Annotated in this window: 20 protein-coding genes; 11 read left to right on the top strand and 9 right to left on the bottom strand. The window is 63.4% G+C overall.

Annotation, left to right across the window (positions count from 1 at the left end):
* The 7 genes from ACE3UY_RS06215 to ACE3UY_RS06185 all read right to left on the bottom strand — a co-directional run.
* A partial coding sequence (locus tag ACE3UY_RS06215) for a complex I subunit 5 family protein (RefSeq protein WP_374686683.1) occupies nt 1–1,364 on the bottom strand: 1,364 nt, incomplete at its 3' end.
* A 1-nt stretch (nt 1,365) separates the two neighbouring features.
* Nucleotides 1,366–3,156 carry an NADH-quinone oxidoreductase subunit L gene (locus tag ACE3UY_RS06210; RefSeq protein WP_374686682.1) on the bottom strand — a complete coding sequence of 597 codons (1,791 nt, stop codon included), beginning with the start codon at nt 3,154–3,156 and terminating at the stop codon, nt 1,366–1,368.
* A 19-nt stretch (nt 3,157–3,175) separates the two neighbouring features.
* Nucleotides 3,176–3,481 carry an NADH-quinone oxidoreductase subunit K gene (locus ACE3UY_RS06205; RefSeq protein WP_374686681.1) on the bottom strand — a complete coding sequence of 102 codons (306 nt, stop codon included), beginning with the start codon at nt 3,479–3,481 and terminating at the stop codon, nt 3,176–3,178.
* The gene (locus tag ACE3UY_RS06200) at nt 3,478–4,017 is read right to left on the bottom strand and encodes an NADH-quinone oxidoreductase subunit J (RefSeq protein WP_374686680.1); all 540 of its coding nucleotides are present in this window, start codon (nt 4,015–4,017) and stop codon (nt 3,478–3,480) included. The genes ACE3UY_RS06205 and ACE3UY_RS06200 overlap by 4 nt, the downstream gene beginning before the upstream one ends.
* Nucleotides 4,018–4,167: 150 nt before the next feature.
* Complete coding sequence (locus ACE3UY_RS06195; RefSeq protein ID WP_374686679.1) at nt 4,168–5,499, bottom strand: glycosyltransferase; 1,332 nt, start codon at nt 5,497–5,499, stop codon at nt 4,168–4,170.
* Between the two features lie 15 nt (nt 5,500–5,514).
* Complete coding sequence (locus ACE3UY_RS06190) at nt 5,515–6,519, bottom strand: GNAT family N-acetyltransferase (RefSeq protein WP_374686678.1); 1,005 nt, start codon at nt 6,517–6,519, stop codon at nt 5,515–5,517.
* Between the two features lie 174 nt (nt 6,520–6,693).
* On the bottom strand, nt 6,694–8,166 hold the full coding sequence (locus ACE3UY_RS06185; protein ID WP_374686677.1) for a glycoside hydrolase family 13 protein: 1,473 nt from the start codon (nt 8,164–8,166) through the stop codon (nt 6,694–6,696).
* Nucleotides 8,167–8,335: 169 nt separating this feature from the next.
* Between ACE3UY_RS06185 and ACE3UY_RS06180 the strand changes: the two genes are divergently transcribed.
* Together ACE3UY_RS06180 and ACE3UY_RS06175 are read left to right on the top strand one after the other, a co-directional pair.
* Nucleotides 8,336–8,884: a hypothetical protein gene (locus tag ACE3UY_RS06180; RefSeq protein WP_374686676.1), complete on the top strand. Its 549-nt coding sequence runs from the start codon at nt 8,336–8,338 to the stop codon at nt 8,882–8,884.
* A gap of 23 nt (nt 8,885–8,907) precedes the next feature.
* Complete coding sequence (locus ACE3UY_RS06175) at nt 8,908–9,384, top strand: aminoacyl-tRNA deacylase (RefSeq protein WP_374686675.1); 477 nt, start codon at nt 8,908–8,910, stop codon at nt 9,382–9,384.
* A 99-nt stretch (nt 9,385–9,483) separates the two neighbouring features.
* On the opposite strand, the gene ACE3UY_RS06170 is transcribed toward ACE3UY_RS06175, so the two are convergent.
* On the bottom strand, nt 9,484–9,789 hold the full coding sequence (locus tag ACE3UY_RS06170; protein ID WP_374686674.1) for a metal-sulfur cluster assembly factor: 306 nt from the start codon (nt 9,787–9,789) through the stop codon (nt 9,484–9,486).
* Complete coding sequence (locus ACE3UY_RS06165; protein WP_374686673.1) at nt 9,786–10,472, bottom strand: helix-turn-helix transcriptional regulator; 687 nt, start codon at nt 10,470–10,472, stop codon at nt 9,786–9,788. Before ACE3UY_RS06165 ends, ACE3UY_RS06170 begins: the two co-directional genes overlap by 4 nt.
* A 226-nt stretch (nt 10,473–10,698) precedes the next feature.
* Here ACE3UY_RS06165 and sufC point away from each other — a divergent pair, with 226 nt between their 5' ends.
* The 9 genes from sufC (at nt 10,699) to ACE3UY_RS06120 (ending at nt 20,463) form a co-directional block, all read left to right on the top strand.
* A complete protein-coding gene (sufC, locus tag ACE3UY_RS06160) occupies nt 10,699–11,484 on the top strand; it encodes a Fe-S cluster assembly ATPase SufC (RefSeq protein ID WP_374686672.1) in 786 nt (261 codons plus the stop codon).
* Nucleotides 11,485–12,924, top strand: coding sequence for a Fe-S cluster assembly protein SufB (gene sufB, locus ACE3UY_RS06155; RefSeq protein WP_374686671.1), 1,440 nt, complete (start codon nt 11,485–11,487; stop codon nt 12,922–12,924).
* Nucleotides 12,917–14,221 (top strand): Fe-S cluster assembly protein SufD, encoded by a 1,305-nt coding sequence (gene sufD / locus ACE3UY_RS06150; RefSeq protein WP_374686670.1) that lies wholly within the window; start codon nt 12,917–12,919, stop codon nt 14,219–14,221. The genes sufB and sufD overlap by 8 nt, the downstream gene beginning before the upstream one ends.
* A 170-nt stretch (nt 14,222–14,391) precedes the next feature.
* The gene (locus tag ACE3UY_RS06145) at nt 14,392–15,264 is read left to right on the top strand and encodes a sulfurtransferase (RefSeq protein WP_374686669.1); all 873 of its coding nucleotides are present in this window, start codon (nt 14,392–14,394) and stop codon (nt 15,262–15,264) included.
* A gap of 74 nt (nt 15,265–15,338) precedes the next feature.
* Nucleotides 15,339–16,571 carry a cysteine desulfurase gene (locus ACE3UY_RS06140; protein ID WP_374686668.1) on the top strand — a complete coding sequence of 411 codons (1,233 nt, stop codon included), beginning with the start codon at nt 15,339–15,341 and terminating at the stop codon, nt 16,569–16,571.
* Nucleotides 16,572–16,605: 34 nt separating this feature from the next.
* Nucleotides 16,606–17,010, top strand: coding sequence for an iron-sulfur cluster assembly scaffold protein (locus tag ACE3UY_RS06135; protein WP_374686667.1), 405 nt, complete (start codon nt 16,606–16,608; stop codon nt 17,008–17,010).
* Nucleotides 17,003–17,323, top strand: a complete 321-nt coding sequence (locus ACE3UY_RS06130; RefSeq protein WP_374686666.1) for a non-heme iron oxygenase ferredoxin subunit — start codon at nt 17,003–17,005, stop codon at nt 17,321–17,323. Before ACE3UY_RS06135 ends, ACE3UY_RS06130 begins: the two co-directional genes overlap by 8 nt.
* A 95-nt stretch (nt 17,324–17,418) precedes the next feature.
* Nucleotides 17,419–19,923 carry a DNA gyrase subunit A gene (gyrA, locus tag ACE3UY_RS06125; protein WP_374686665.1) on the top strand — a complete coding sequence of 835 codons (2,505 nt, stop codon included), beginning with the start codon at nt 17,419–17,421 and terminating at the stop codon, nt 19,921–19,923.
* 33 nt (nt 19,924–19,956) lie between these two features.
* Nucleotides 19,957–20,463, top strand: coding sequence for a cold shock domain-containing protein (locus ACE3UY_RS06120; RefSeq protein WP_374686664.1), 507 nt, complete (start codon nt 19,957–19,959; stop codon nt 20,461–20,463).
* Nucleotides 20,464–20,598 lie beyond the last annotated feature (135 nt).

Here is a 20,598-nt window from a genome sequence, read left to right as displayed (position 1 = left end):
GCCACGACCAGCACGACCAGGATCACCACGTCGCGCGTCTGCGCCCCGGCGACAAGAATTTGCCACTTGGACATAAAGCCCACCAACGGCGGCAGCCCGCCCAGACCGAGCACGGCCAGGCTGAGCACGAATGCGATGAGCGGGTAGCGCCGGGCCGCGCCGTTCAGGTCGTCCACGGTTAGGCTATGACCGGACTCTTGCTCGAGAGCAGGGGCGCGGGGGAGCCGGGAAACAGGGGCGATAGCCGGCTCGGAAGGCTCGCCCAAACGGTGTTGTAGGCCGAACATGAGCGCGCCGACCGCCAGAAAGGCCAGCCCCTTCATCAGGCCGTGGCTCAGCAGGTGGAAGAAGCCGGCCTGCGCGCCCGCGGCGGTTCCCACGTAGAGCGCCACGCCAAGGCCTAGGATCATGTAGCCGACGTGACTGATGCTGGAGAAGGCCAGCAGCCGCTTGACCTGCCGCTGCCGCAGGGCGACCAGGTTGCCGAGCAGCATGTTCAGCGCGCCGAAGCCGATCAGCAGTGCGCCCCAACTCACCGCCGCGCCGGCCAGCGCCGACAGGGCGCGTAACAGCGCGATCAGGCCCGCCTCGATGACGACGGCCGACAGGATGGCGCTGATGCCGCTGGGGGCCTGAGCGTGGGCGTCGGGCAGCCAGGTGTGCAGGGGCACGAGGGCGATCTTGACGCCGAAGCCGATGACGAACAGTACCCCGGCCAGTAGCCACAGGTTGGTTGTGCCGGGCTGGCTGATAACCTGCGCTACTTCCAGCACGTCCAGCGTCCCGGTCGAGAGCAGCACCAGGGCGATGCCCAACAGGATGAAGACGGAGCCGGTCGAACTCTGGACGAGGTACTTGATGCCCGCTTCCAGCGAGAGGCGGTCGTGGATGTAGAAGACGACCAGCGGATAGGACGTGATCGCCATCGCCTCGAACCATAGCCACAAGTTGAACAGGTCGCCGGCGCTGCCCAGACCAATGATCGCGCCGCAGAGCAGCACGAGCAGGGCGTAGTGCTTCTCGCCGCCCTCGCTCCGGCCGATGTAGGGGCCGGAGTAAAGCAGGACGACCGTGATCAGTGTCAGCACCAGCGCGGCCAGCAACAGGCTCAGGCCGTCGAAGCGCATGGTCACCGCGCCCAGCGTCCAGGTCGCGCGGGAGACGAGTTCGGGCGTCCCGGTAGTGTAGAAGGCGTCGAGCGCCCGGCCGAAGCCGAACCAGGCCACGGCAATGCACAGCAGGCTCAGCCAGCGGGCCAGGTTGCGCCGGCCGCCGGTAAGGATGTCCACGCGGCCGATGATGTAGATGAACGGCGCGGACAGGATGAGCCACAAAATAAGCCAGACAAAGGGTGGAAGGGCCATGTCACCGAACCCCCAGTAGAATGACCAGCAACGCCAACAGTCCCACAATAATGCCGACGACGTTCCAGGTGAGCTGGCCGGTCTGCGTCTTTTGCAGGAGGGTGGCTGAGCCGCGCGTTACCCCGACGACGGCCTGGGCCGCGCCGTTGAAAACCTCATCAATGCCCTCCATGGCCCGCGACCACCACGAACCACGCGCCTCTCGTTTGGAGCGGGCCGTCCACCACCAGGCGATGATGCCCAGGGCCGTGAGGCTGAGCACGACCAGGGTGGAGGGGCTGAACACGGTCTGAACCGAGATCAGACTCTCGACGGCGCGCTCCGGCAGGACGTGCTCGGCGTGGAAGGGCAGCGTGCCCTGCATCCAGCGCGCGAACGGCTCGGCCAGCAGCCAGGCCGCCAGCACGCCCAGCGCCAACAGCGCCAGCGGGATGGTCATGAAGGGCGACACGTGGCCGTGGTGCGCTTCGTGCGCCGCGGGCGACGGGGCCGGCACCGGGGGCGCGAAGAAAACGAGCCAGCACATGCGCGTGGCGTAGAAAGCAGTGATGCCCGCGCCCAACGCCAGGAGGGCGTAGACGACTAGCGGGCCATGCTCCAACGCCGTTTCCAGCAGCAGTTCCTTGCTCCAAAAGCCGTTGAAGAAGGGCAAACCCACCAGCGCCGCCGCGCCGATCAGGAAGGGCACGGCTACCTGGGGCATGCGCCGCCCCAGTCCGCCCATCCGGCGCATGTCGCGCGTGCCCACCGTGTGGATAATGGCTCCCGCGCCGAGGAAGAGCAGCGCCTTGAACAGGGCGTGGCTGAACAGGTAGAACTGGCTCTCGAAGATCGCCCCCAGCCCCACCCCGGCCACCATATAGCCAAGCTGGCTGACGGTGGAGTAGGCCAGCACCCGCTTCAGGTCATTGCAGGTCGTCGCCAGCAGCGCCGCCAGCAGGGCCGAGACGACGCCGATGACGGTCACGGCGGCCGTCCAGCCGGCCACGCCGGCAAAGGCTGGGTAGAAGCGGGCCAGCAGGTAGACGCCAGCGTTAACCATCGTCGCGGCATGGATGAGGGCGCTGACCGGCGTGGGGGCTTCCATGGCGTCGGGCAACCAGATGTGGAGGGGAGCCTGGGCCGACTTGGCCATGGCCGCCAGCAGGAAACCGAAGGCGACGACGCTCAGCACGCCGGCCGGTACGTCGCCGGCCGCGGCCAGGAGGGTGCTGACCTGCATGTCAGGCAGGTAAGCCGCGGCGACGATGATGCCGATGAGCAGCCCCACGCCGCCCAACTGGGTAATGATCAGCGCCTTAATGCCGGCGGCGACCGCCTTGGGATCGTCGTTATGGAAGGAGATGAGCGCGTAGGAGCAAAACGCAGTGGCTTCCCAGAACAGGAACAGGAAGAGCAGGTTGCCGCTGAACACCAGGCCGCCCATCGCGCCGATGAAGATCAGCACCAGCGCGTAGTAGCGGCCCAACTGCGCCGCCCCGGCCATATAGCCGATCGAGAATATGATGGTCAGGCTGCCCACGACGGTGGCGATGACGGCCAGATAGACGGCCAGACTGTCGGCCACCAGGGTCAGGTCGCCGATGAACGGCCCGAACGGCAGGCGCAGGGCCACGTCGGCTGTGGTCTGCCAGAGGGCTGGGCGCAGTAGGGAGAGTGCGGCGGTCGCGGCGGTCAGACCGGCGACAGAGGCCAGGAGGTGCTGCAATCTGGGTCGCCGGTCGCCGACCAGCCACACCAGCGCCGCGCCAATCCAGGGCGCGCCGATTGTGAGGAGGATAAGAGGCGCCATGTCATTAACCTGTAGGGGTCTACTGATTGAGCCGGGCCAGTTCGGCCGAGTCCAGCGTGCCCGTGGAACGCTTGATCTGCACCACCAGGGCCAGCGCCAGGACGGCGGCGATGGTATCAACGACGATGACGGTCAGGGCGATGCTCTGCGCCAGGTTGAGCCGCCCGACGGCGTCTCCAGCGACGATCAGCGCCAGCAGCGCCGACTTGATCATGATTTGCAGGGCGATAATGACCTTGATGAGGTGGCGGCTGGCGAGCAGTCCGTAAAGGCCTACGCCCAGCAGCAAAACAACCCCGGCCAGCGACCATTGCAGCGCGCTCATGGCTTCACCTCATTGTCTATCTGGCCGGGGGATGGGACGGGCAGGGGAACCATGCGCGCGGATTCCGGGGCAATCCGCCTCGTCTCGCCCAGCAGGCTCAGCACGCCCATGACACCGGAGACCACGATGGCGAGTTGGACGATGGTATCGAGCAGCCGGTTGTCCCAGACCTCGACGATAAAAGGAACCTCGGCCGCCGCGACCTGGCGCACTAGTGGAGCTTGCGGCAGGATGAGCCACAGCAGCGCGCCGACGGCCAGGCCGATGAGCAGCCAGGCGACCGGTCGGGGGAGCAGCGCCCTGGGCATCGTCTCGTCCTCAGCCATGCTGATGGCAAAGGCAAGGAGCACGGTTAGCAAGCCCGCGCCGACACTGAGTTCGATGACGGCGAGTTCGCGCGCGCCGAGGCGGTAGAAGAGGATGGCCACCACGGCGCTGAGCAGGGCGAGCCAAAGCGCGGCCGTGAGGGGTCTGGAGCGGACGGCCAGGATCGCGCAGGCAACAGCGATCAGGAGCAGAAGTACGTGAAGCGACATCAAAGCCACCTCCTATAATCGGACGATATATCCAGCCTGCGCTCTGGAATAGTGACACTTGTCATGCGATTGACATGACAATCATCCTGATTTGTGAAAAATGTCACAAGCCGCGTGGATTCAGCTGTTCAATCTGTACAAATAGGGGTGTCAGGCGGGAGACTCAAATAGCGACAACGCCGCAAGCTTGTTGTCGTTTTCCGGATTGAGGCCCAGGAGGCGGCCGTAGACGAGGACGATACGCTCGGCGATGACGGCCCAGTCAAAGCGTTCGGCATAACGCCGGGCGGCGCGGCCCATCTCTTCGCGGCAATTGACGTTGGTCAGCAACTCATAGATGCGCTCGGCTAGCGCCTCCGGATTGCGCGTCGGCACGTGATAGCCATTCAGACCATCCTGCACCAGATAGGCCAGCCCGCCCACTTCTGAGGCGATCACCGGCCGGCCCATCGCCATCGCTTCCAGCGCGACCATGCCAAAGCTCTCGTAGTGGGAGGGCATGACGACCATCTCGGCCGCCGCGTAGTAATTGGGCAGCACTTCCTGATCCTTCGCGCCCAGAAACATAACGATGTCGTGGCAGTCCAACTCCTGCCGCAACGCCTGTAGGCGGGCCATCTCCGCGTCCGGGCTGTCGCTCCACGGGTCGCCGCCGATGATCGCCACGCAGGTGTTCTCCATGACCGCCGGATAGCGCTGCTTGATGAGCGCCATGGCTTTGATGAGCGTGTCGATGCCCTTCAGCGGCTCGATACGCCCGGCAAACATCACGTTCTTGTCGCCGCAGGGGATGCCGACGCGCCGCTTGGCCTCGGCCCGCTCGATGGGGTGGAAGCGCTCCAGATCGACGCCGGGCGGGATGATGACGATCTTGCTCATGTCCGCGCCGTAGAGCCAGTTCAGTTGGGCCAACTCGGCGGGCGTGGCGGCGATCACCTGATCTACCGCGTCGATGACGTGGCGCTCGCCGTCCAGGCGCTCCTGTGGGGCGCGGTCGGCCGGGTCCTGGCTGATGCGGTTCTTCATGTGGCCGAGCGTGTGGAACATGTGCGCGATCGGCGTGCCGCCCCAGAGCGCCTTCAGCTTCTCGGCTACCAGGCCGGAGAGCCAGTAGTGACTGTGGATGAGGTCATAGCGCAGCCCTTCGGCCTCGGCAAAAGCCGCCACACCGGCGGCGAATTCATCCAGATAGCGGCCGACCTCGGCCACCGGGATGGGCGCCTGCGGCCCGGCCGGAATGTGGATGACGCGGGCGCGCTCGCCCAGATCATGGTTGACCATCGGGACGCAGTCATCCTGCGAGCGCGTGAACACGTCGACGTGCAGGCCCATCCGCCCCAATTCGCGGCTCAGGTCGCGGACGTAGACGTTCATGCCGCCGGTCTTCTTGCCGCCGAGCATCGCCAGAGGACAGGTGTGGACGCTGAGCATGGCAACGCGCAGGCCAGCGGCGAAGCGGATCGTAGGGGGTAATGCTGTCATCGATTCCATTTCGGATCAGGCCGGCCTTTCCAGACGTTGGCGGTAGATGCGTGTGTCCACCGCGCCGAAACGGTACTTGTACACCTCGTCGCCGCGCAGGAAGTCGAATTCCGACCGGCCTGCCTCGATGGCGCGCTCGATAGCCGTCGCCGTCAGCACCACGCCGGGGCTGAGAGCCGCGAAGGCTGTCGGGTCTAGCCCGGAGTTATAGACCCAGATGCGATCGCGGTAGTCAAAGTTAAACAGCGCCGCCGCCCGCCGCCCCTCGACGGCCGTGAAGAGCAGTTGCAGCGTGCCCGCTGCCTGGGCTGCCCGGGCCACCTCGTGGAAGACGGCCCGCCGCCCTTCGTTCAGCCAGTCCCGTTTCTCCAACGTGCTCTTCTGCAGCAGCTCCAGGAAGCTGGCGACCTCGGCGTCGATATCGTCGGTCGGGCCGACAGCGGTTGTCACCACGTCGGCCGCCTCCGCGCGCCGCAGCTTGCGGCTGAGTTCGCGCCGCTGCTTGCTGTCCAGGCTATCGAGATAGGCATCGAACGTATCGGGCAGGGAAATGATGGGGCAAACTTCGACGGGGTCTTCTTCAAAGGAGTAATGACGCTGGCGCGCCAGGGCGGGGAGAATGGTGCGGGTGGGGGACGCCTCCGGGATATTACACAACTCCAGACACCGCCAAAGTGGTGTGTCTACTGCTTCCAAGCAGTCCAGCACCGCGTTCCAGACGTCGGTCGCACCCTTAGCCGGGGCGATCAAGTCCAGATAGTCCGACTCCTCCACGCAGCCGTTGAAGTGAAGCGTGCCGGCGACGTTGAAGAAGCAGCCAATGCCGGCTAGCGCGCCGCCCTCATCTCGAACGGCCACGGTCAGCAGCACGCCATCCGCCGGGTGCAGATGCGTCCACCACGCCCGCTGGTAAGCGAGCGTCTGAAAGGGGGTGTCGGTCATGCCCCGCGCGGCCAGCGCGTCCCACTCATCGGCCAGCGCCGCAAACGCCATCTCGCCCACGTATAGCTCTGTTGTCATCGTCTTACCCGCCGCTTCGCGCACTAAGCCCATGCTGTTGATTATAACCCGCCCCGCCGCCGCACCATATAGGAGTTACGTCAGAAAGAAGATCATATCCGCAGATTTCGCAGATTACGCAGATTTCCGTCTTGGAATCTGCGTAATCCGCGAAATCTGCGGATGATTTCTTTCTTAGGCCACCTCGGACGACCACACCCGGCCGCTCCTGGCAGGGATAATCACCTTGTCGCCGGCGCGTAACCGCTCCCCGGCCGCCAGGCCAACTGGCTCCTCGCCCAGGTCGGGCTTGACGCTGGACGGGACGGTGAATGCCGCGTCCTTGTTGGTGCCGTTGAGCGCTACCACGACGCGCTCATCGCCATAGTGGCGCGCATAGACGGCCAACGCCTTGTCGGCGTGGATGATCTCGAACGTGCCACGCCGTAGCGCCGCCAGGCGGTGGCGCAGGGCGACGAGTCTCTGTACTTCTTCGCGTAGCGACAAGTTCCAACTGTTCTCCTCGTCCCACGGAAACGTCACCCGGCACTCCGGGTCGCGGCCGCCGCAAAGACCGATCTCATCGCCATAGTAAATATTGGGCGCGCCGGGCACGGTCATCTGGCACAGGTAGGCCAGCTTCACCGTCGCCGTGTCCTCGTTAGCCAGCGTCATAATGCGCGGTGTGTCGTGGCTGCCCAGCATGTTGAGTTGGGCGAAGACGATCTCCGGATGGTACATCTTGTTGAAGAGCGTGTTGAGTTCGTCGGCGAAGCTCTTGCCGTCGCGCACCTTGATACGGCCGTAGCCCATCGGGGTGGTGCGGCTCTGGTCGAGTTTCCGGCCGATAGCGTAGCCCAACACGGCGCGGGTGAACAGGTAGTTCATCTGTGCGTCGAACTGATCGCCCTGGAGCCAGCGCTGCGCCGGTTTCCACAACTCGGCGACGATGTAGGCGTCGGGATTGACCGCCTTGCAGCGGCGGCGGAACTCGCGCCAGAACTCATCGTCGTTGATCTCGTCGGGCACGTCCAGCCGCCAGCCATCGATGCCCTTCTCCAGCCAGTACGTGCCGACGCTCCACAAGAACTCACGCACGGCTGGCGTGTTCGTGTTGAACTTGGGCAGCGAGCCGATGTCCCACCACGCTTCATAGTTGAGCGGCCCCTCGGCCGAGTAGGGGTTCAGCGGCCAGCCGAGAATGTGGAACCAGTCGAGATAGGGTGAATGGGGGCCGCCCTCCAGGATGTGATGAAACTGGAAGAAGCCGCGGCTGCAATGGTTGAACACGCCGTCGAGGATGACGCGGATGTTGTTGTTGTGGGCGGCCGTCAGAAAGCGGTCGAACGCCGCGTTGCCGCCGAGCAGCGGATCGACCTCAAAGAAGTCATGGGCGATGTAGCGGTGGTTGGCCGCCGAAGCGAAGATGGGGTTCAGGTAGATGGCGTTAATGCCCAGCGCGCTCAGATAGTCGAGGCGCTGCTCAATGCCGGCCAGGTTACCGCCCTGGAAGCCGTGCGGAGTGGGTGGGCTGTTCCAAGGCTGAAAGTGGACGCTCATGCCGGCCGGACCGGCGCTTTGGTCGTATTCGTCGCGCGCGAAGCGGTCGGGAAAGATCTGGTAAAAGATGGCATCCTTGACCCAGTTTGGGGTAGAAACGCTCATCATGCCTCCTCACCGTGAATGGTATGTATAATGGGGTGTGTCACAATGATTGGGTGGCTCCATATGGGTTGACCACGCCATTGAATTGTAGAAAGGTGTGACCGATTCACCAAACGAAGCGCCCCAACCGGAGTCCAGGACGGGGCGAAATGACGGTTCGACCAGGCAAACGATGGCCCGAAAACAACAATCGCACGATACACGCCATGCCAGCAGTGTGTTGCAGCCATTCCTGATCCTGATTGGCGCGTTCTTGCTGATCGCTTATCTGGTCGGGGCGCTCAACTCCGGCAACTGGCTGTGGTTCTCGCCCGTCCAGCCGGATTATGAACCGTCGCGCATCCTCGTCCGCGACCGGGGGCAGAACGTCGAATACCGGCCGGGCGATCCCGGCTTCAGCGAATTGGCCGCCGCGCTCGACGTTGTTCTGGCTGACTTCACCAATGCCGACCTGGTCCCGTTGGGCCTATCAGACGTGACGATGCAGGAGTATCAGGAGACGGCCGTCGTCATGGAAGTCTTCTACCCGGGCAGCATCCGCTTCAACACCCCGGTGCGCATGCGCAACCTCGACCGGCTGCTCATCCCGATCGAGGGGCGGCATGCCGGCAAGGGGTACGTCTTCCTGGGTAACGAGACGCGCTGGCTATCGGGGGCGCTGGTGATGGCTAATCCTGAGCCGCTCATGGACGCACTGCGGGGCCTGGGATACATCCAATAGCAGGAATTGGGGAAGTAAGGACAATGGAAAAGACGCAGGCCATGCGCGCCCTGGAGGGCAAGCGCATCCCCTATGAGGCGCTGACCTACCCGGATGATATGCGCGACGCCGAGGAGATCGCCATCATGCTTGACCTGCCGCCGGAGCAGGTGTTCAAGACGCTGGTCGTCTTGCCGCCGGAGTCGAGCAAAAAACCGATGCTGGTGATGCTGCCCGCCCACCGGCAGCTAGACCTGAAGAAGCTGGCCGCGGCGACCGGCGCGAAGAAGCTGAAGATGGCGACGCACCGCGAGGCGGAGGAGTTGACCGGCTTACAGGTCGGCGGCATCTCGGCCGTCGCCCTGCTGAACAAGGGGTTTGCCGTGCTGATCGATCAGTCGGCCCAGGTGCAGAGCCACGTCTGTATCAGCGCCGGCAAACGCGGCCTGCAACTGCGCCTGGCCGTTGCCGACCTGATTAAGCTAACCAATGCGCGCTCTGTTGATGTAGCGGAAGAATGATCCGCAGATTTCCTAAAGAAGATCTCACGCAAAGACGCAAAGAACGCAAAGCTTAGATTTCTGGGCTTTGCGTTCTTTGCGTCTTTGCGTGGGATCTTCTTAAAAAAGTCCCCAGTCGCCCCCCGCGCCTTCCTCCATCATCGAGGGGTCCCACAGCTCCGTGCCGATCTCGACCTGCACGCCGCCGAGCATGACCTGATTACCCACCAGCCGCACCTGCTCGATGAGTTGCGGGCCATAGGGGCAGAACGGCGTGGTGAGGATCATGGTGATCTTGGCCCGGTCGGCCGGCTCGTCTACATCCAGGTTGCGCACCAGGCCCAACTCGACGATGTTCATCCCGATCTCGGGGTCGATGACCGAGCGCAGCGATTCGATTAGTTCCTCTTCCTTACTTGCGATCATCCAATCCTCTCCAGGTAGTTGTCCTTTTGGTATGAAGGTTCGTCGGCGATGGCGCTCTCAACGATAAACTGGCAACAGCTTGCACCCTGCAGCATGCAGCTGTTTTGCTGCACAGGCAACTGCAGAACGCTCTGCATCAGCTTCCGATCGAATGTGCAGACCTCGGCGTGGGTGCTGCCGATGGATAAATAGGGGCAACTGTATTCAACCAGGCGATAGCCGTCTGCCGTCATCTCCCACGCTGAAAGGAAGCCTTCCTCGGCCAGCAACGCCACCAAATAGTCCAGGCGAGCGTCTAATGGCAGATGCTCGAACTCGCCGCGGTGCTCCTCGAGCACTGTTTCCACTACGCCATCGAAGATGTCGTTGATGACCGCTTCCGGCAGCCGGTCTTTCATCTCGTCCAGCAGGCGACTGGTCAGGCGCACGTACCGCTTTGGGAACAGCTCCTGGCCCCGCTCGTTCAGTGAGTAGACGTAATAAGGCCGGCCGACTTTGCGTCGAACCGTGGCCGTCTCGATGACGCCTTCGGCCAGGAGCGCGTTGAGGTGGTGGCGAACCGTGACCGGCGACACATCGGCGACCTCGGCCAACTCCTCGACCGTCGATTGGGGCGAAGCCTTAATGCTATGGAAAATGATGTCGCGGGTCGTCCGCTTTTTCTTGATTGCAACAGTGTTCACAGTTACTTGCTCTCCAGTGCCTTCTTCCGGCATTCAACTCCCGCCTTCGAGATTATAGCAATTGGCTTAGACAGTGTCAATTTAGGGTATTTTTATCAACATTATCATATTTATTGACGCTCCATGCTCCCCGTGCTATAATCCGCACGTCAACTTCTGTCTGAAAAGAGCAAGGCCGCTGCTCCATGAGATTTAGTGGCGGCCGCATTGAGGAGCGTATCAAGCGATGACTGTTGCGTTGGAAATCAGCAATCTCCATGTCAATATTGGGGAGAACCGGATTCTGAAGGGGATTGATCTGCACGTAAAGCAGGGCGAGATTCACGCCCTGATGGGCCCCAACGGCTCTGGCAAGAGCACGCTGGCCTACTCGCTGGCCGGCCACCCGTCCTATGAGCCAAGCGCCGGCCAGGTGACCTTTGATGGGCAAGATCTATTGGAGTTGGAAGCGGACGAGCGTTCGCGCGCCGGCCTGTTCCTGGCCTTCCAGTATCCCGTGGCCGTACCTGGCGTTACGGTCGCCAAGTTCTTGCGCCAGGCGATCAACTCGCGCCGCAAGGCCATCAATCCCGAAGATGCCGGCATGCCCATTCCCGAATTCCGTCGCTTGCTGCGCCAGAAGATGGACGTGCTGGGCATTGACCAGAAGTTCGCTGGCCGCTACCTGAACGAAGGTTTCTCCGGCGGCGAGAAGAAGCGGGCCGAAATCCTGCAAATGGCGATGCTGGAGCCGAAGATCGCCATCATGGACGAGACCGACTCCGGTCTGGACATCGACGCGCTGCGCATCGTGGCCGAAGGGGCCAGCCGGCTGCACGAGATGAACAACATGGGCGTTCTGGTCATCACCCACTACCAGCGCATCCTCAACTACATCCAGCCCGATCATGTTCACATCATGCTCGACGGCCGTATCGTCGAGAGCGGCGGCCCGGAACTCGCCCTCCAATTGGAAGAGAGCGGCTACGACTGGCTGCGCGAGAAGTATGGTGTGGCGGCGGAGGTGGCCTAAATGGCTGAACAAATCCTCGAACGCGATCTGAGCGAGAGCGAGATGCTGGCGGGCGTTAACGACGACTATGCCACTAAGTACGGCTTCTCCGACGTGGAGGACTACGTTTTCAAGGCCGAGAGAGGGCTGGACGAGAACGTCATCCGGGCCATGTCGGCCATGAAGGGTGAGCCGGAGTGGATGCTCGACATCCGCCTGAAAGCGTACCAGCACTTCTTGGATCGTCCGCTGCCCACGTGGGGCGCGGACTTATCCGAGATCGATTTCAATAATATCTACTACTATATCAAGCCGTCCGCGCGCCAGGAAGACGACTGGGAAGACGTGCCGAGCTACATCAAGGACACCTTCAACAAGCTTGGCATCCCGGAGGCGGAGCAGAAGTTCCTTTCCGGCGTGGCCGCGCAGTACGAGTCTGAGGTTGTCTACCACAACATCAAGCGCGAGCTGGAGGAGAAGGGCGTCATCTTCCTGGGCATGGATGACGGTCTGGCAAAGTACCCCGACCTGGTGAAGGAGTACTTCGCTACGATCATCCCCCACAATGACAACAAGTTTGCGGCGCTCAACACGGCCGTCTGGTCGGGCGGCAGCTTCATCTACGTTCCGCCGGGCGTCCACGTGGAGATGCCCTTGCAGGCGTACTTCCGCATCAACGCCAAGAACGTCGGCCAGTTCGAGCGCACGCTCATCATCATCGACGAGGGCGCCTACGTCCACTACGTGGAGGGCTGCACCGCGCCGATTTACTCGTCCGACTCGCTGCACGCGGCGGTGGTCGAGATCATCGTCAAGAAGGGCGGCCGTTGCCGGTACACGACCATTCAGAACTGGTCGAACAACGTCTACAACCTCGTCACCAAGCGGGCGGTGGCCCACGAGAACGCGACGATGGAGTGGGTGGATGGCAACCTTGGCTCCAAGGTAACGATGAAGTACCCGGCTGTCTACCTGATGGGCCAGGGCGCGCACGGCGAGATCCTGTCCATCGCCTTCGCCGGTAAGGGGCAGCACCAGGACGCGGGCGGCAAGGTGGTTCATATGGCCCCGCGCACCAGCAGCCGGATCATCTCCAAGTCGATCAGCAAGGGCGGTGGACGCGCCTCCTATCGCGGCCTGCTGAAGGTGGCCGAGGGCGCGTTCGATTGCAAGTCCAACGTCGTCTGTGACGCGCTGCTGCTCGACGAGCGCAGCCGCTCCGACACCTACCCCTACATCGAAATCAACGAGCAGGACGTTACCATCGGCCATGAGGCTTCGGTCAGCAAGGTCGGCGAGGAGCAGGTCTTCTATCTGATGAGCCGCGGCATTCCTGAGGACGAGGCCAATGCCATGATCGTCAACGGCTTCATCGAGCCGCTGGTCAAGGAACTGCCGATGGAGTACGCGATCGAGATGAATCGCCTGATTCAATTGCAGATGGAGGGCAGCATTGGCTGAGTTGCTTCCCTTTAGCCGTGACGCCGTGATGCAACTGTCGGCGTTGTTCAACGAACCGGAATGGATGCTGGCGTTCCGGCTCCAGTCCTGGGATGTCTATGCCGCGTTGCCCGTCCCCACCACACAGGACGAGGCGTGGCGGCGCACCGACATCCGCCGCTTCAAGCTCGACGCCTTCGGCCCGTCGCTCAATGGCGCGGGGGCGAACGGCGCGACCATCCCCGACTATCTGGGCGCGCAGTTGACCGATGACGCCGCCGGCGGTGTGCTGGTGGAGGCCAACGGTGTGGTCAAGGAGTACGCCCTCAGCGACGAACTGAAGGCTCAGGGCGTCATTTTCTGTGACATGCACACCGCCGTGCGCGAGCATGGCGAACTGGTGCGCCGCTATTTCATGACCCAGGCCGTGCGCCCCACGGACGGCAAATTTGCCGCGCTCCACGGGGCGTTCTGGCGGGGCGGCGTGTTCCTGTACGTGCCCCGCAACGTCACGGCCGACGCGCCGCTGCACAGCGCGCTCTGGGCGACCAGCGGGCGCACCTTCACCCACACCCTGGTTGTCCTCGACACGAACTCGGAGGCCACGTTCATCGACGAGTACGCCTCCCCGGCGGGCGAGGGCCAGGCGCTGCACAATGGAGCCATCGAACTCATTGTGGGCGATGGGGCCAGCCTGCACTATGCCTCGTTGCAGGACTTCGGCTCGAACGTGTGGCAGTTCAACCATGAGCGCGGCCGGGTGGGCCGCGACGGCAAACTGGACTGGATCACCAGCGTCATGGGCACGCGGTTGACCAAGGCGTTCCAGACGTCCGAGCTCGACGCGCCCGGCGCGTGGGCGCGCATGTCGGGTATCTTCTTCGCCAATGGGCGGCAGCACATCGACCTGGACACGGAGCAGAACCACAACGCCGCCGATACCACCAGCGACCTGCTCTACAAGGGCGCGCTGAAAGATCACGCGCGCACGGTCTGGCAAGGCATGATTAAGGCGCTCCCTGATTCGCAGCGCATTGATGGTTTCCAGGCCAACCGCAACCTCATGCTCGACAAGACAGCCCGCGCGGACTCGATCCCCGGCCTGGAGATTCAGGCGGACGACGTGCGATGTACCCATGCCTCAACAGTCGGCAAGCTGGATGAGGAAGAGGTCTTCTACCTCATGAGCCGGGGCATCCCCCGACCGGAGGCGATTCGCATGGTTATCCAGGGCTTCTTTGACCCCGTGATGCAGCGCATCCCCTTTGAGGGTGTGCGCGTGCGAATCTTCGACCGAATCCTGCAGAAGGTGGGCTAACGCTCGCCGCTCCACGAACCCCGGTTTCTAGCGCCGACTACTGCCAGCCCGATGCTTCGCCTTGGGGCGAGGAGCAGTAGTCGGCGTTTGTATTGCCGCCGGAGTCGCCGCGAATGGTTCGCCGGTGGCACAGTCTATCGACACACGCTTTGCACAACAGGAGAATCGAAATGGCTGATTCAAAGTATGCGCAGGAAGACGTTCTGGTCAGCACCCAATGGGTCGCCGACAACTTGCACCGGACGGACAAGGTGCGCCTGGTCGAGTCGAACGAGGACGTGCTGCTCTACAGTACCGGCCACATCCCCAACGCTGTCCACATTGACTGGGTGGCCGACCTCAACGACGCCATCCGCCGCGACTACCTGAATGAGGAGCAGTTTGCCGCGCTGCTGTCGCGCCAGGGCATCGCCAATGACACCACGGTTGTTTTCTACGGCGACAAGAACAACTGGTGGGCGACCTACGCGTTCTGGGTCTTCAAGCTGTTCGGCCACAAGGATGCGCGCATCATGAACGGCGGCCGGCAGAAGTGGATCGCCGAGGGGCGCGAGTTGACCAAGGACAAGCCGAGCTTCCCGACGACGACCTACAAGCCGCAGGCGCGCGCCGACTACAAGATTCGCGCCTTCCGCGACCAGGTGTTGGCCCACGTGAACGCCAACCAGCCGCTCGTGGACGTGCGCAGCCCGCAGGAGTTCAGCGGCGAATTGCTGCATATGCCCGGCTCCCCGCAGGAGGGGGCGCTGCGCGGCGGGCACATCAAGGGCGCGGTCAGCGTGCCCTGGAGCCGCGCGGTAGCCGAGGATGGTACGTTCAAGTCGGTGGAAGACCTGCGGGCCATTTATGAGGGCGAGAAGGGTCTGTCGTCCGACCAGAACGTGGTGGCCTACTGCCGCATCGGCGAGCGTAGCTCCCATACCTGGTTTGTGCTGACTTACCTTTTGGGCTATCCTAACGTGCGCAACTATGATGGTTCCTGGACGGAGTGGGGCAATATGGTCGGCGTGCCGATCGAGAATCCGTCCAAGGCGAAGAGCTAAGAAGAGTGATCAGTGGCCGGTCATTGCCGACCACTGATCACTGACCTACTAACCACTGACCACTGGAAGAAACTGTGTACGACGTTGAGAAGGTGCGGGCCGATTTCCCGATACTGGCGACCGAGGTCTACCCCGGCGTGCCCCTGATCTATCTGGATAGCGCCGCCTCGTCCCAGAAACCAACGACCGTCATTCAGGCGATGGACGACTACTATCAGCGCTACCATGCCAACGTCCATCGCGGCGTCCACAAGCTGAGCGAGATGGCGACGACGGCGTATGAGATGGCGCGCGTCAAGGTCGCCGAGTTCATCCACGCGCCCGCGCCGGAGCAGATCATTTTCGTCGGCAACGCGACCGAGGGCTTTAACCTGGTTGCTCACAGTTGGGGGCGGGCCAACGTCGGGCCGGGCGACGAAATCCTGTTGACGGAGATGGAACACCACGCCAACATCGTACCCTGGCAGATTCTCGCCGCCGAGCGGGGGGCGACATTGCGCTTCTTGCCTTTCCACGAGGACGGCACGCTCGCCCTGGAGCGTCTGGGCGAGTTCCTGACCAAGCGCACCAAGCTATTCTCCTTTACGGCCGTCTCCAACGTCTTCGGCACCATCAATCCCGTCCGCGAGTTGGTCGACGCGGCCCACGCTGTCGGCGCGCTGGCGATGGTCGACGCCGCCCAACTGACGCCCCACATGCCGACCGACGTTCAGGCGATCGACTGTGACTTCCTGGCCTTCTCGTCGCACAAGATGTGCGGCCCGACGGGGATCGGCGTCCTCTACGGCAAGCGCGAACTGCTGGAGGCGATGCCCCCCTTTCTGGGCGGCGGCGACATGATCCGGCGCGTCACCTTCGAGGGCTTCATCCCCAACGAACTGCCCTGGAAGTTCGAGGCGGGCACGCCGCGCATCGCCGAGGCCATCGGGCTGGGCGCGGCCGTCGACTACCTGACCGGGCTGGAGATGGAAGCCGTTCAGGCCCACGAGCAGTCGATCACGGCCTACGCCCTGGAATCGCTCAGCGAGATTCCCGGGCTGACCCTGCTGGGGCCGCGCGGAGTGCGCCATGGCGGCGTGGCATCCTTCACTTTGCAGGGTATCCACCCCCACGACATCGCCGAGATTCTGGACAAGGACGGCATTGCCATCCGCGCCGGCCACCACTGCGCCATGCCGCTACACCACAAGTTGGGCATCACCGCCTCGGCGCGGGCCAGTTTTTACGTTCACACGCTGCCGGCCGAGATCGATAAACTTGTGGCCAGCTTGCATCGGGCCCGCGATGTGTTTAGACTAGAAAGGTAACTTCCCAGGCGGCGCGTGAAACGGGAGTAGGGCAATGGACGCAAGTATCTACCGCGAACAGATCATCGATCTCTACGAAAACCCCCTCAATTACGGCGCGTTGGAGCAGCCCGACTTCAGCTACGAAGAGGACAACCCGCTCTGTGGCGACGTGATCCGTATCGACGTGCGCCTGGATGAGCAGGGGCGGGTGGCCGAGGTAGCGTGGCGGGGCGATGGTTGCGCCATCAGCCAGGCGTCCGCGTCGCTGCTGACTGAGGAGATCAAGGGCAAGACCCTGGAAGAGATACGCGCCTACACCAGCGAGGCGCTGCTCGAACTGGTCGGCGTGCCGCTGAGCATGGCGCGGGTCAAGTGCGCCCTCCTCTCGCTCAAGGTTCTGAAGGCGGGCGCTTATGGTATCCCCGACCCCGGCACGCTGCGCGCTTCCCATGAGTAGGTTTGTTCAGGTCGGCCGCGTCGAGGACGTGCCGCCCGGCGCGCGCCTCCACCACGAGTTTGAGGAGGACACGGTCATCGTCTTGAACGTTGGCGGGGAGTTCTACTGCATCGCCGATCTCTGCACCCACGATGGCGGGCCGCTGGCGGACGGCGAGTTGCACGATCACCAGATCGAATGCCCGCGCCATGGCGCTTGCTTCGACGTGCGCACCGGCCGGGTCACCCGGCTGCCGGCCACCGAGCCTATCCCGACCTATCGCGTCAGGATCGAGGATGGAGCCATCTGGGTCGAGGAGCCGGAACTCTGGTAAATCCGCATTTGACACCGCCGCGCGAAACTCATATAGTAAGGCAAATTTAGAACATATATTCAGTAGGCCGCCTGCGGCCTATACGCTGTGCCACCATGGAAGTTGGACTGATCAAACAAGTAAACATCGATCAGGAGATGCGCGACTCGTATCTGAGCTACGCGATGAGCGTCATCGTCGCCCGCGCGCTCCCTGATGCGCGGGATGGCCTCAAGCCCGTCCAGCGCCGTATCCTCTACGCCATGTATGACATGGGACTGCGCCCCGACACGCCCTATCGCAAGTCGGCCCGCGTGGTCGGCGAGGTACTGGGCAAGTACCATCCCCACGGCGACCAGCCGGTCTATGAGGCGATGGTGCGTATGGCCCAGGACTTTTCCATGCGCTATATGCTCGTGGACGGCCAGGGCAACTTTGGCTCCATCGACGGCGACGCGGCGGCGGCCATGCGCTACACCGAGGCGCGCATGGCCCCCTTGGGCTATGACCTCTTGCTGGACATCGAGAAGAACACCATCGACTTCGAGTCGAACTTCGATGACTCCCTCAAGGAGCCAACCGTCCTGCCCGCCACCATCCCCAATCTGCTCGTGAACGGCTCGTCGGGTATCGCCGTGGGCATGGCGACCAGCATCCCGCCCCACAACCTGTCCGAGATCATCGGCGCGCTGGTCTACATGCTCGACAACTGGCAGCATCTCGATGACATCTCCGTCGCCGATCTGATGCGTTTCGTGCCGGGGCCGGACTTCCCCACCGGCGGCCTGATCGCCCGCCAGCGCGGCGATGAGGACGATACCGACGTCATCTCCAGCGCCTACGCCACCGGCCGCGGCCGGATCGTCGTGCGCGCCCGCGCCCACATCGAGCAGATGGAGCGCAACAAGTCGCGCATCGTCATCACCGAACTGCCGTACCAGGTTAACAAGACGAACCTGCTCGGCCGTATCGCCGACCTCCACCGCGACGGCAAGCTGGAAGGGCTGACCGATCTGCGCGACGAGTCGGACCGGCGCGGACTGCGCATTGTCATCGAGACGACGCGCACCGTCGAGGCCGAGAAGGTACTAGCCGACCTGTTCCGCCTGACGCCGCTGCAATCGACGTTCAGCATCTCCCTGCTGGCCCTGGTCAATAACGAGCCGCGCATCCTGACGCTGAAACAGGCGTTGCGGGTCTACCTGGAGCACCGTCTGGAGGTGATACGTCGCCGCAGCGCTTACGATCTGGAGAAGGCGCGCCAGCGGGCCCACATTCTGGAAGGGCTGCTGAAGGCGCTCGACCATCTGGATGAGGTCATCGCTCTCATCCGCCGCTCGCGCACGGCTGACACCGCCAAGACCAACCTGATGGAGCAGTTCAAGCTGAGCGAGGCGCAGGCGCAGGCCATTTTGGATATGCAACTGCGCCGGCTGGCCGCCCTGGAGCGCAAAAAGGTTCAGGACGAGTACAAGGAGAAGTTGGCGCTGATCAAGGAGCTGGAAAAGCTCCTGGCCCACCCCGACCTGATGCGGCGGCAGATCAGGACCGAACTGCTGGAGATCAACGAGCGGTTCGGCGACAAACGACGCACGCAGATCGTCCAGACGGTGGAGGGCGGGGTGCTGACCAGCGCCGGCCTGCTGCCCGATGAGCAGGTGTGGATCATGGTGGGCGAGAAGGGCACCATCGGCCGCACCTCCACCGCCACGCTGCCCAGCATCGCCCGCAAGCCGGTGGAGCAGCCGGCGGCTCTGCTGAAAGCCAGCACGCGCGACACGCTCTACCTGATCACCGCCGCCGGCCGGGCGGTGGGGCTGCCCGTCCATCGCGTGCCGGAGGCGGAGGAGATGGGCCGCGGCACGCTCTACTCCGAGTTCACGGCGCTACGGCGCGAGGGGCATCTGGCCGCGGCGCTGGTGCTGCCGAGCGATGGCCCGCGCGAGGGCTATCTGTTCCTGACGACGCTGGCCGGCGTGGTCAAGCGCGTCCGGTTGGAAGACTTGCCGGGCGTGACGACTGAGCCGTTCGCCGTCATGAACGTGGCTGAGGATGACGCGCTCGGCTGGGCGCGGGTGACCAGCGGCGAGCAGGAAATCCTGCTGGTCACGTCGAGCGGCCAGGCCATTCGCTTCAGCGAGGACTCGGTGCGGCCGATGGGGCTGCCCGCGGCGGGCGTGATGGGTATCAAGCTCGACAGTGAAGAGGATGGCATCGTCGGCATGGACGTGGTCACGCCGGGCGGCTTCCTATGGAGTATCACCGAAAACGGCCTGGCCAAGGCGACGCCGCTAGAGGATTACCCCCTGCAGAACCGCTACGGCCAAGGGGTCATCAACCTGCGCCTGCCAAAGGGGGCGACGGAAGTTGTCGCCGCGGCCGTGCTGACCCGGGGCGTGAACCTGATCGTGACGACTAGCGGCGGCGTGACCAAGAAGATCGGTCTGAGCGACACGACCATCGGTGGGCGCAGCGTCCGGCCTCAGCCCGCGCTGACGCTGGCCGCCAAGAGCCGGGTTAGCGGCGTGGTGCTGCCAGTGATGAATGGGGCCAGCGAAAAGAAGCCAACCGCTTCTGAGCCTGAGAAGAAGCGTAGCAAAAACAGTAAGACCACCAAATAGTGGTGTAGACTACCGCGTGGAGAGAAAACCAAGATGAACTTTCGAGATCGTTGGGAAGAAAATGCACAGGGCGAGCGCTTCGTCTTTACCGTTGAGATGCAGCGCAAGCTGAGCCAGGCCGGACTGCCGATCGATCCGGCCTATATAGGCCAATTGGCCGAGATGCCAGCCGCCCGGCCGGCGCGGGAATCCTATCCGTCACAGCCGGCGCCATCCGCCCAGCCGCCGCGCGAGCGCGAGCGCGAACGGGAACGTGAGCGAGAATACGAGCGCGCGCCGGAGATCATCGGCCCGGAGACGATCCAGATCGACCCGCAGACCGGCAAGTACATCGGCCGTGTCAAGTGGTACAACGCCAAGAAGGGCTACGGCTTCATCGTGCGCGGCGCGGGCGAGGAGATCTTCTTTCACAAGTCGGCCGCGGTCACCGAGGTCGAGGAGTATCAGGAAGGCGAGTGGGTGCTCTACGACGTGGAGACGACCGCCAAGGGGCCTGAGGCATCCGATATCGAGCCTTATACCGGCGAGCCGATTGCCTGAGTTGCGAACGAGCGCCTACATGGATACCAATAGCTTAGGTCTCGTCGAGCGTACGGGCGTGCTGACCCACCGCGGCCGGCAGTTGACGCTGCTGGGCGAGCCGCTGCAAGTGGGCGACCGCGCCCCCGATGTTGC

The sequence above is a fragment of the Promineifilum sp. (SeqCode) genome (assembly GCF_041918635.1).
Classification (GTDB): Bacteria; Chloroflexota; Anaerolineae; order Promineifilales; family Promineifilaceae; genus Promineifilum.
Note: the sequence above shows the minus strand (reverse complement) of the source record. Positions and strands in the feature narration are given on the sequence as shown.

What these genes read in the sequence shown, in the direction of transcription:
- ACE3UY_RS06135 (WP_374686667.1), top strand. Translation starts at nt 16,606, where the DNA reads ATGGACGCAAGTATCTACCGCGAACAGATCATCGATCTCTACGAAAAC.
- ACE3UY_RS06210 (WP_374686682.1), bottom strand. Translation starts at nt 3,156, where the DNA reads ATGGCGCCTCTTATCCTCCTCACAATCGGCGCGCCCTGGATTGGCGCG.
- ACE3UY_RS06195 (WP_374686679.1), bottom strand. Translation starts at nt 5,499, where the DNA reads ATGACAGCATTACCCCCTACGATCCGCTTCGCCGCTGGCCTGCGCGTT.
- ACE3UY_RS06190 (WP_374686678.1), bottom strand. Translation starts at nt 6,519, where the DNA reads ATGACAACAGAGCTATACGTGGGCGAGATGGCGTTTGCGGCGCTGGCC.
- ACE3UY_RS06130 (WP_374686666.1), top strand. Translation starts at nt 17,003, where the DNA reads ATGAGTAGGTTTGTTCAGGTCGGCCGCGTCGAGGACGTGCCGCCCGGC.
- ACE3UY_RS06185 (WP_374686677.1), bottom strand. Translation starts at nt 8,166, where the DNA reads ATGATGAGCGTTTCTACCCCAAACTGGGTCAAGGATGCCATCTTTTAC.
- ACE3UY_RS06205 (WP_374686681.1), bottom strand. Translation starts at nt 3,481, where the DNA reads ATGAGCGCGCTGCAATGGTCGCTGGCCGGGGTTGTTTTGCTGCTGGGC.
- ACE3UY_RS06170 (WP_374686674.1), bottom strand. Translation starts at nt 9,789, where the DNA reads ATGATCGCAAGTAAGGAAGAGGAACTAATCGAATCGCTGCGCTCGGTC.
- ACE3UY_RS06175 (WP_374686675.1), top strand. Translation starts at nt 8,908, where the DNA reads ATGGAAAAGACGCAGGCCATGCGCGCCCTGGAGGGCAAGCGCATCCCC.
- ACE3UY_RS06180 (WP_374686676.1), top strand. Translation starts at nt 8,336, where the DNA reads ATGGCCCGAAAACAACAATCGCACGATACACGCCATGCCAGCAGTGTG.
- ACE3UY_RS06120 (WP_374686664.1), top strand. Translation starts at nt 19,957, where the DNA reads ATGAACTTTCGAGATCGTTGGGAAGAAAATGCACAGGGCGAGCGCTTC.
- ACE3UY_RS06145 (WP_374686669.1), top strand. Translation starts at nt 14,392, where the DNA reads ATGGCTGATTCAAAGTATGCGCAGGAAGACGTTCTGGTCAGCACCCAA.
- ACE3UY_RS06200 (WP_374686680.1), bottom strand. Translation starts at nt 4,017, where the DNA reads ATGTCGCTTCACGTACTTCTGCTCCTGATCGCTGTTGCCTGCGCGATC.
- gyrA (WP_374686665.1), top strand. Translation starts at nt 17,419, where the DNA reads ATGGAAGTTGGACTGATCAAACAAGTAAACATCGATCAGGAGATGCGC.
- sufB (WP_374686671.1), top strand. Translation starts at nt 11,485, where the DNA reads ATGGCTGAACAAATCCTCGAACGCGATCTGAGCGAGAGCGAGATGCTG.
- sufC (WP_374686672.1), top strand. Translation starts at nt 10,699, where the DNA reads ATGACTGTTGCGTTGGAAATCAGCAATCTCCATGTCAATATTGGGGAG.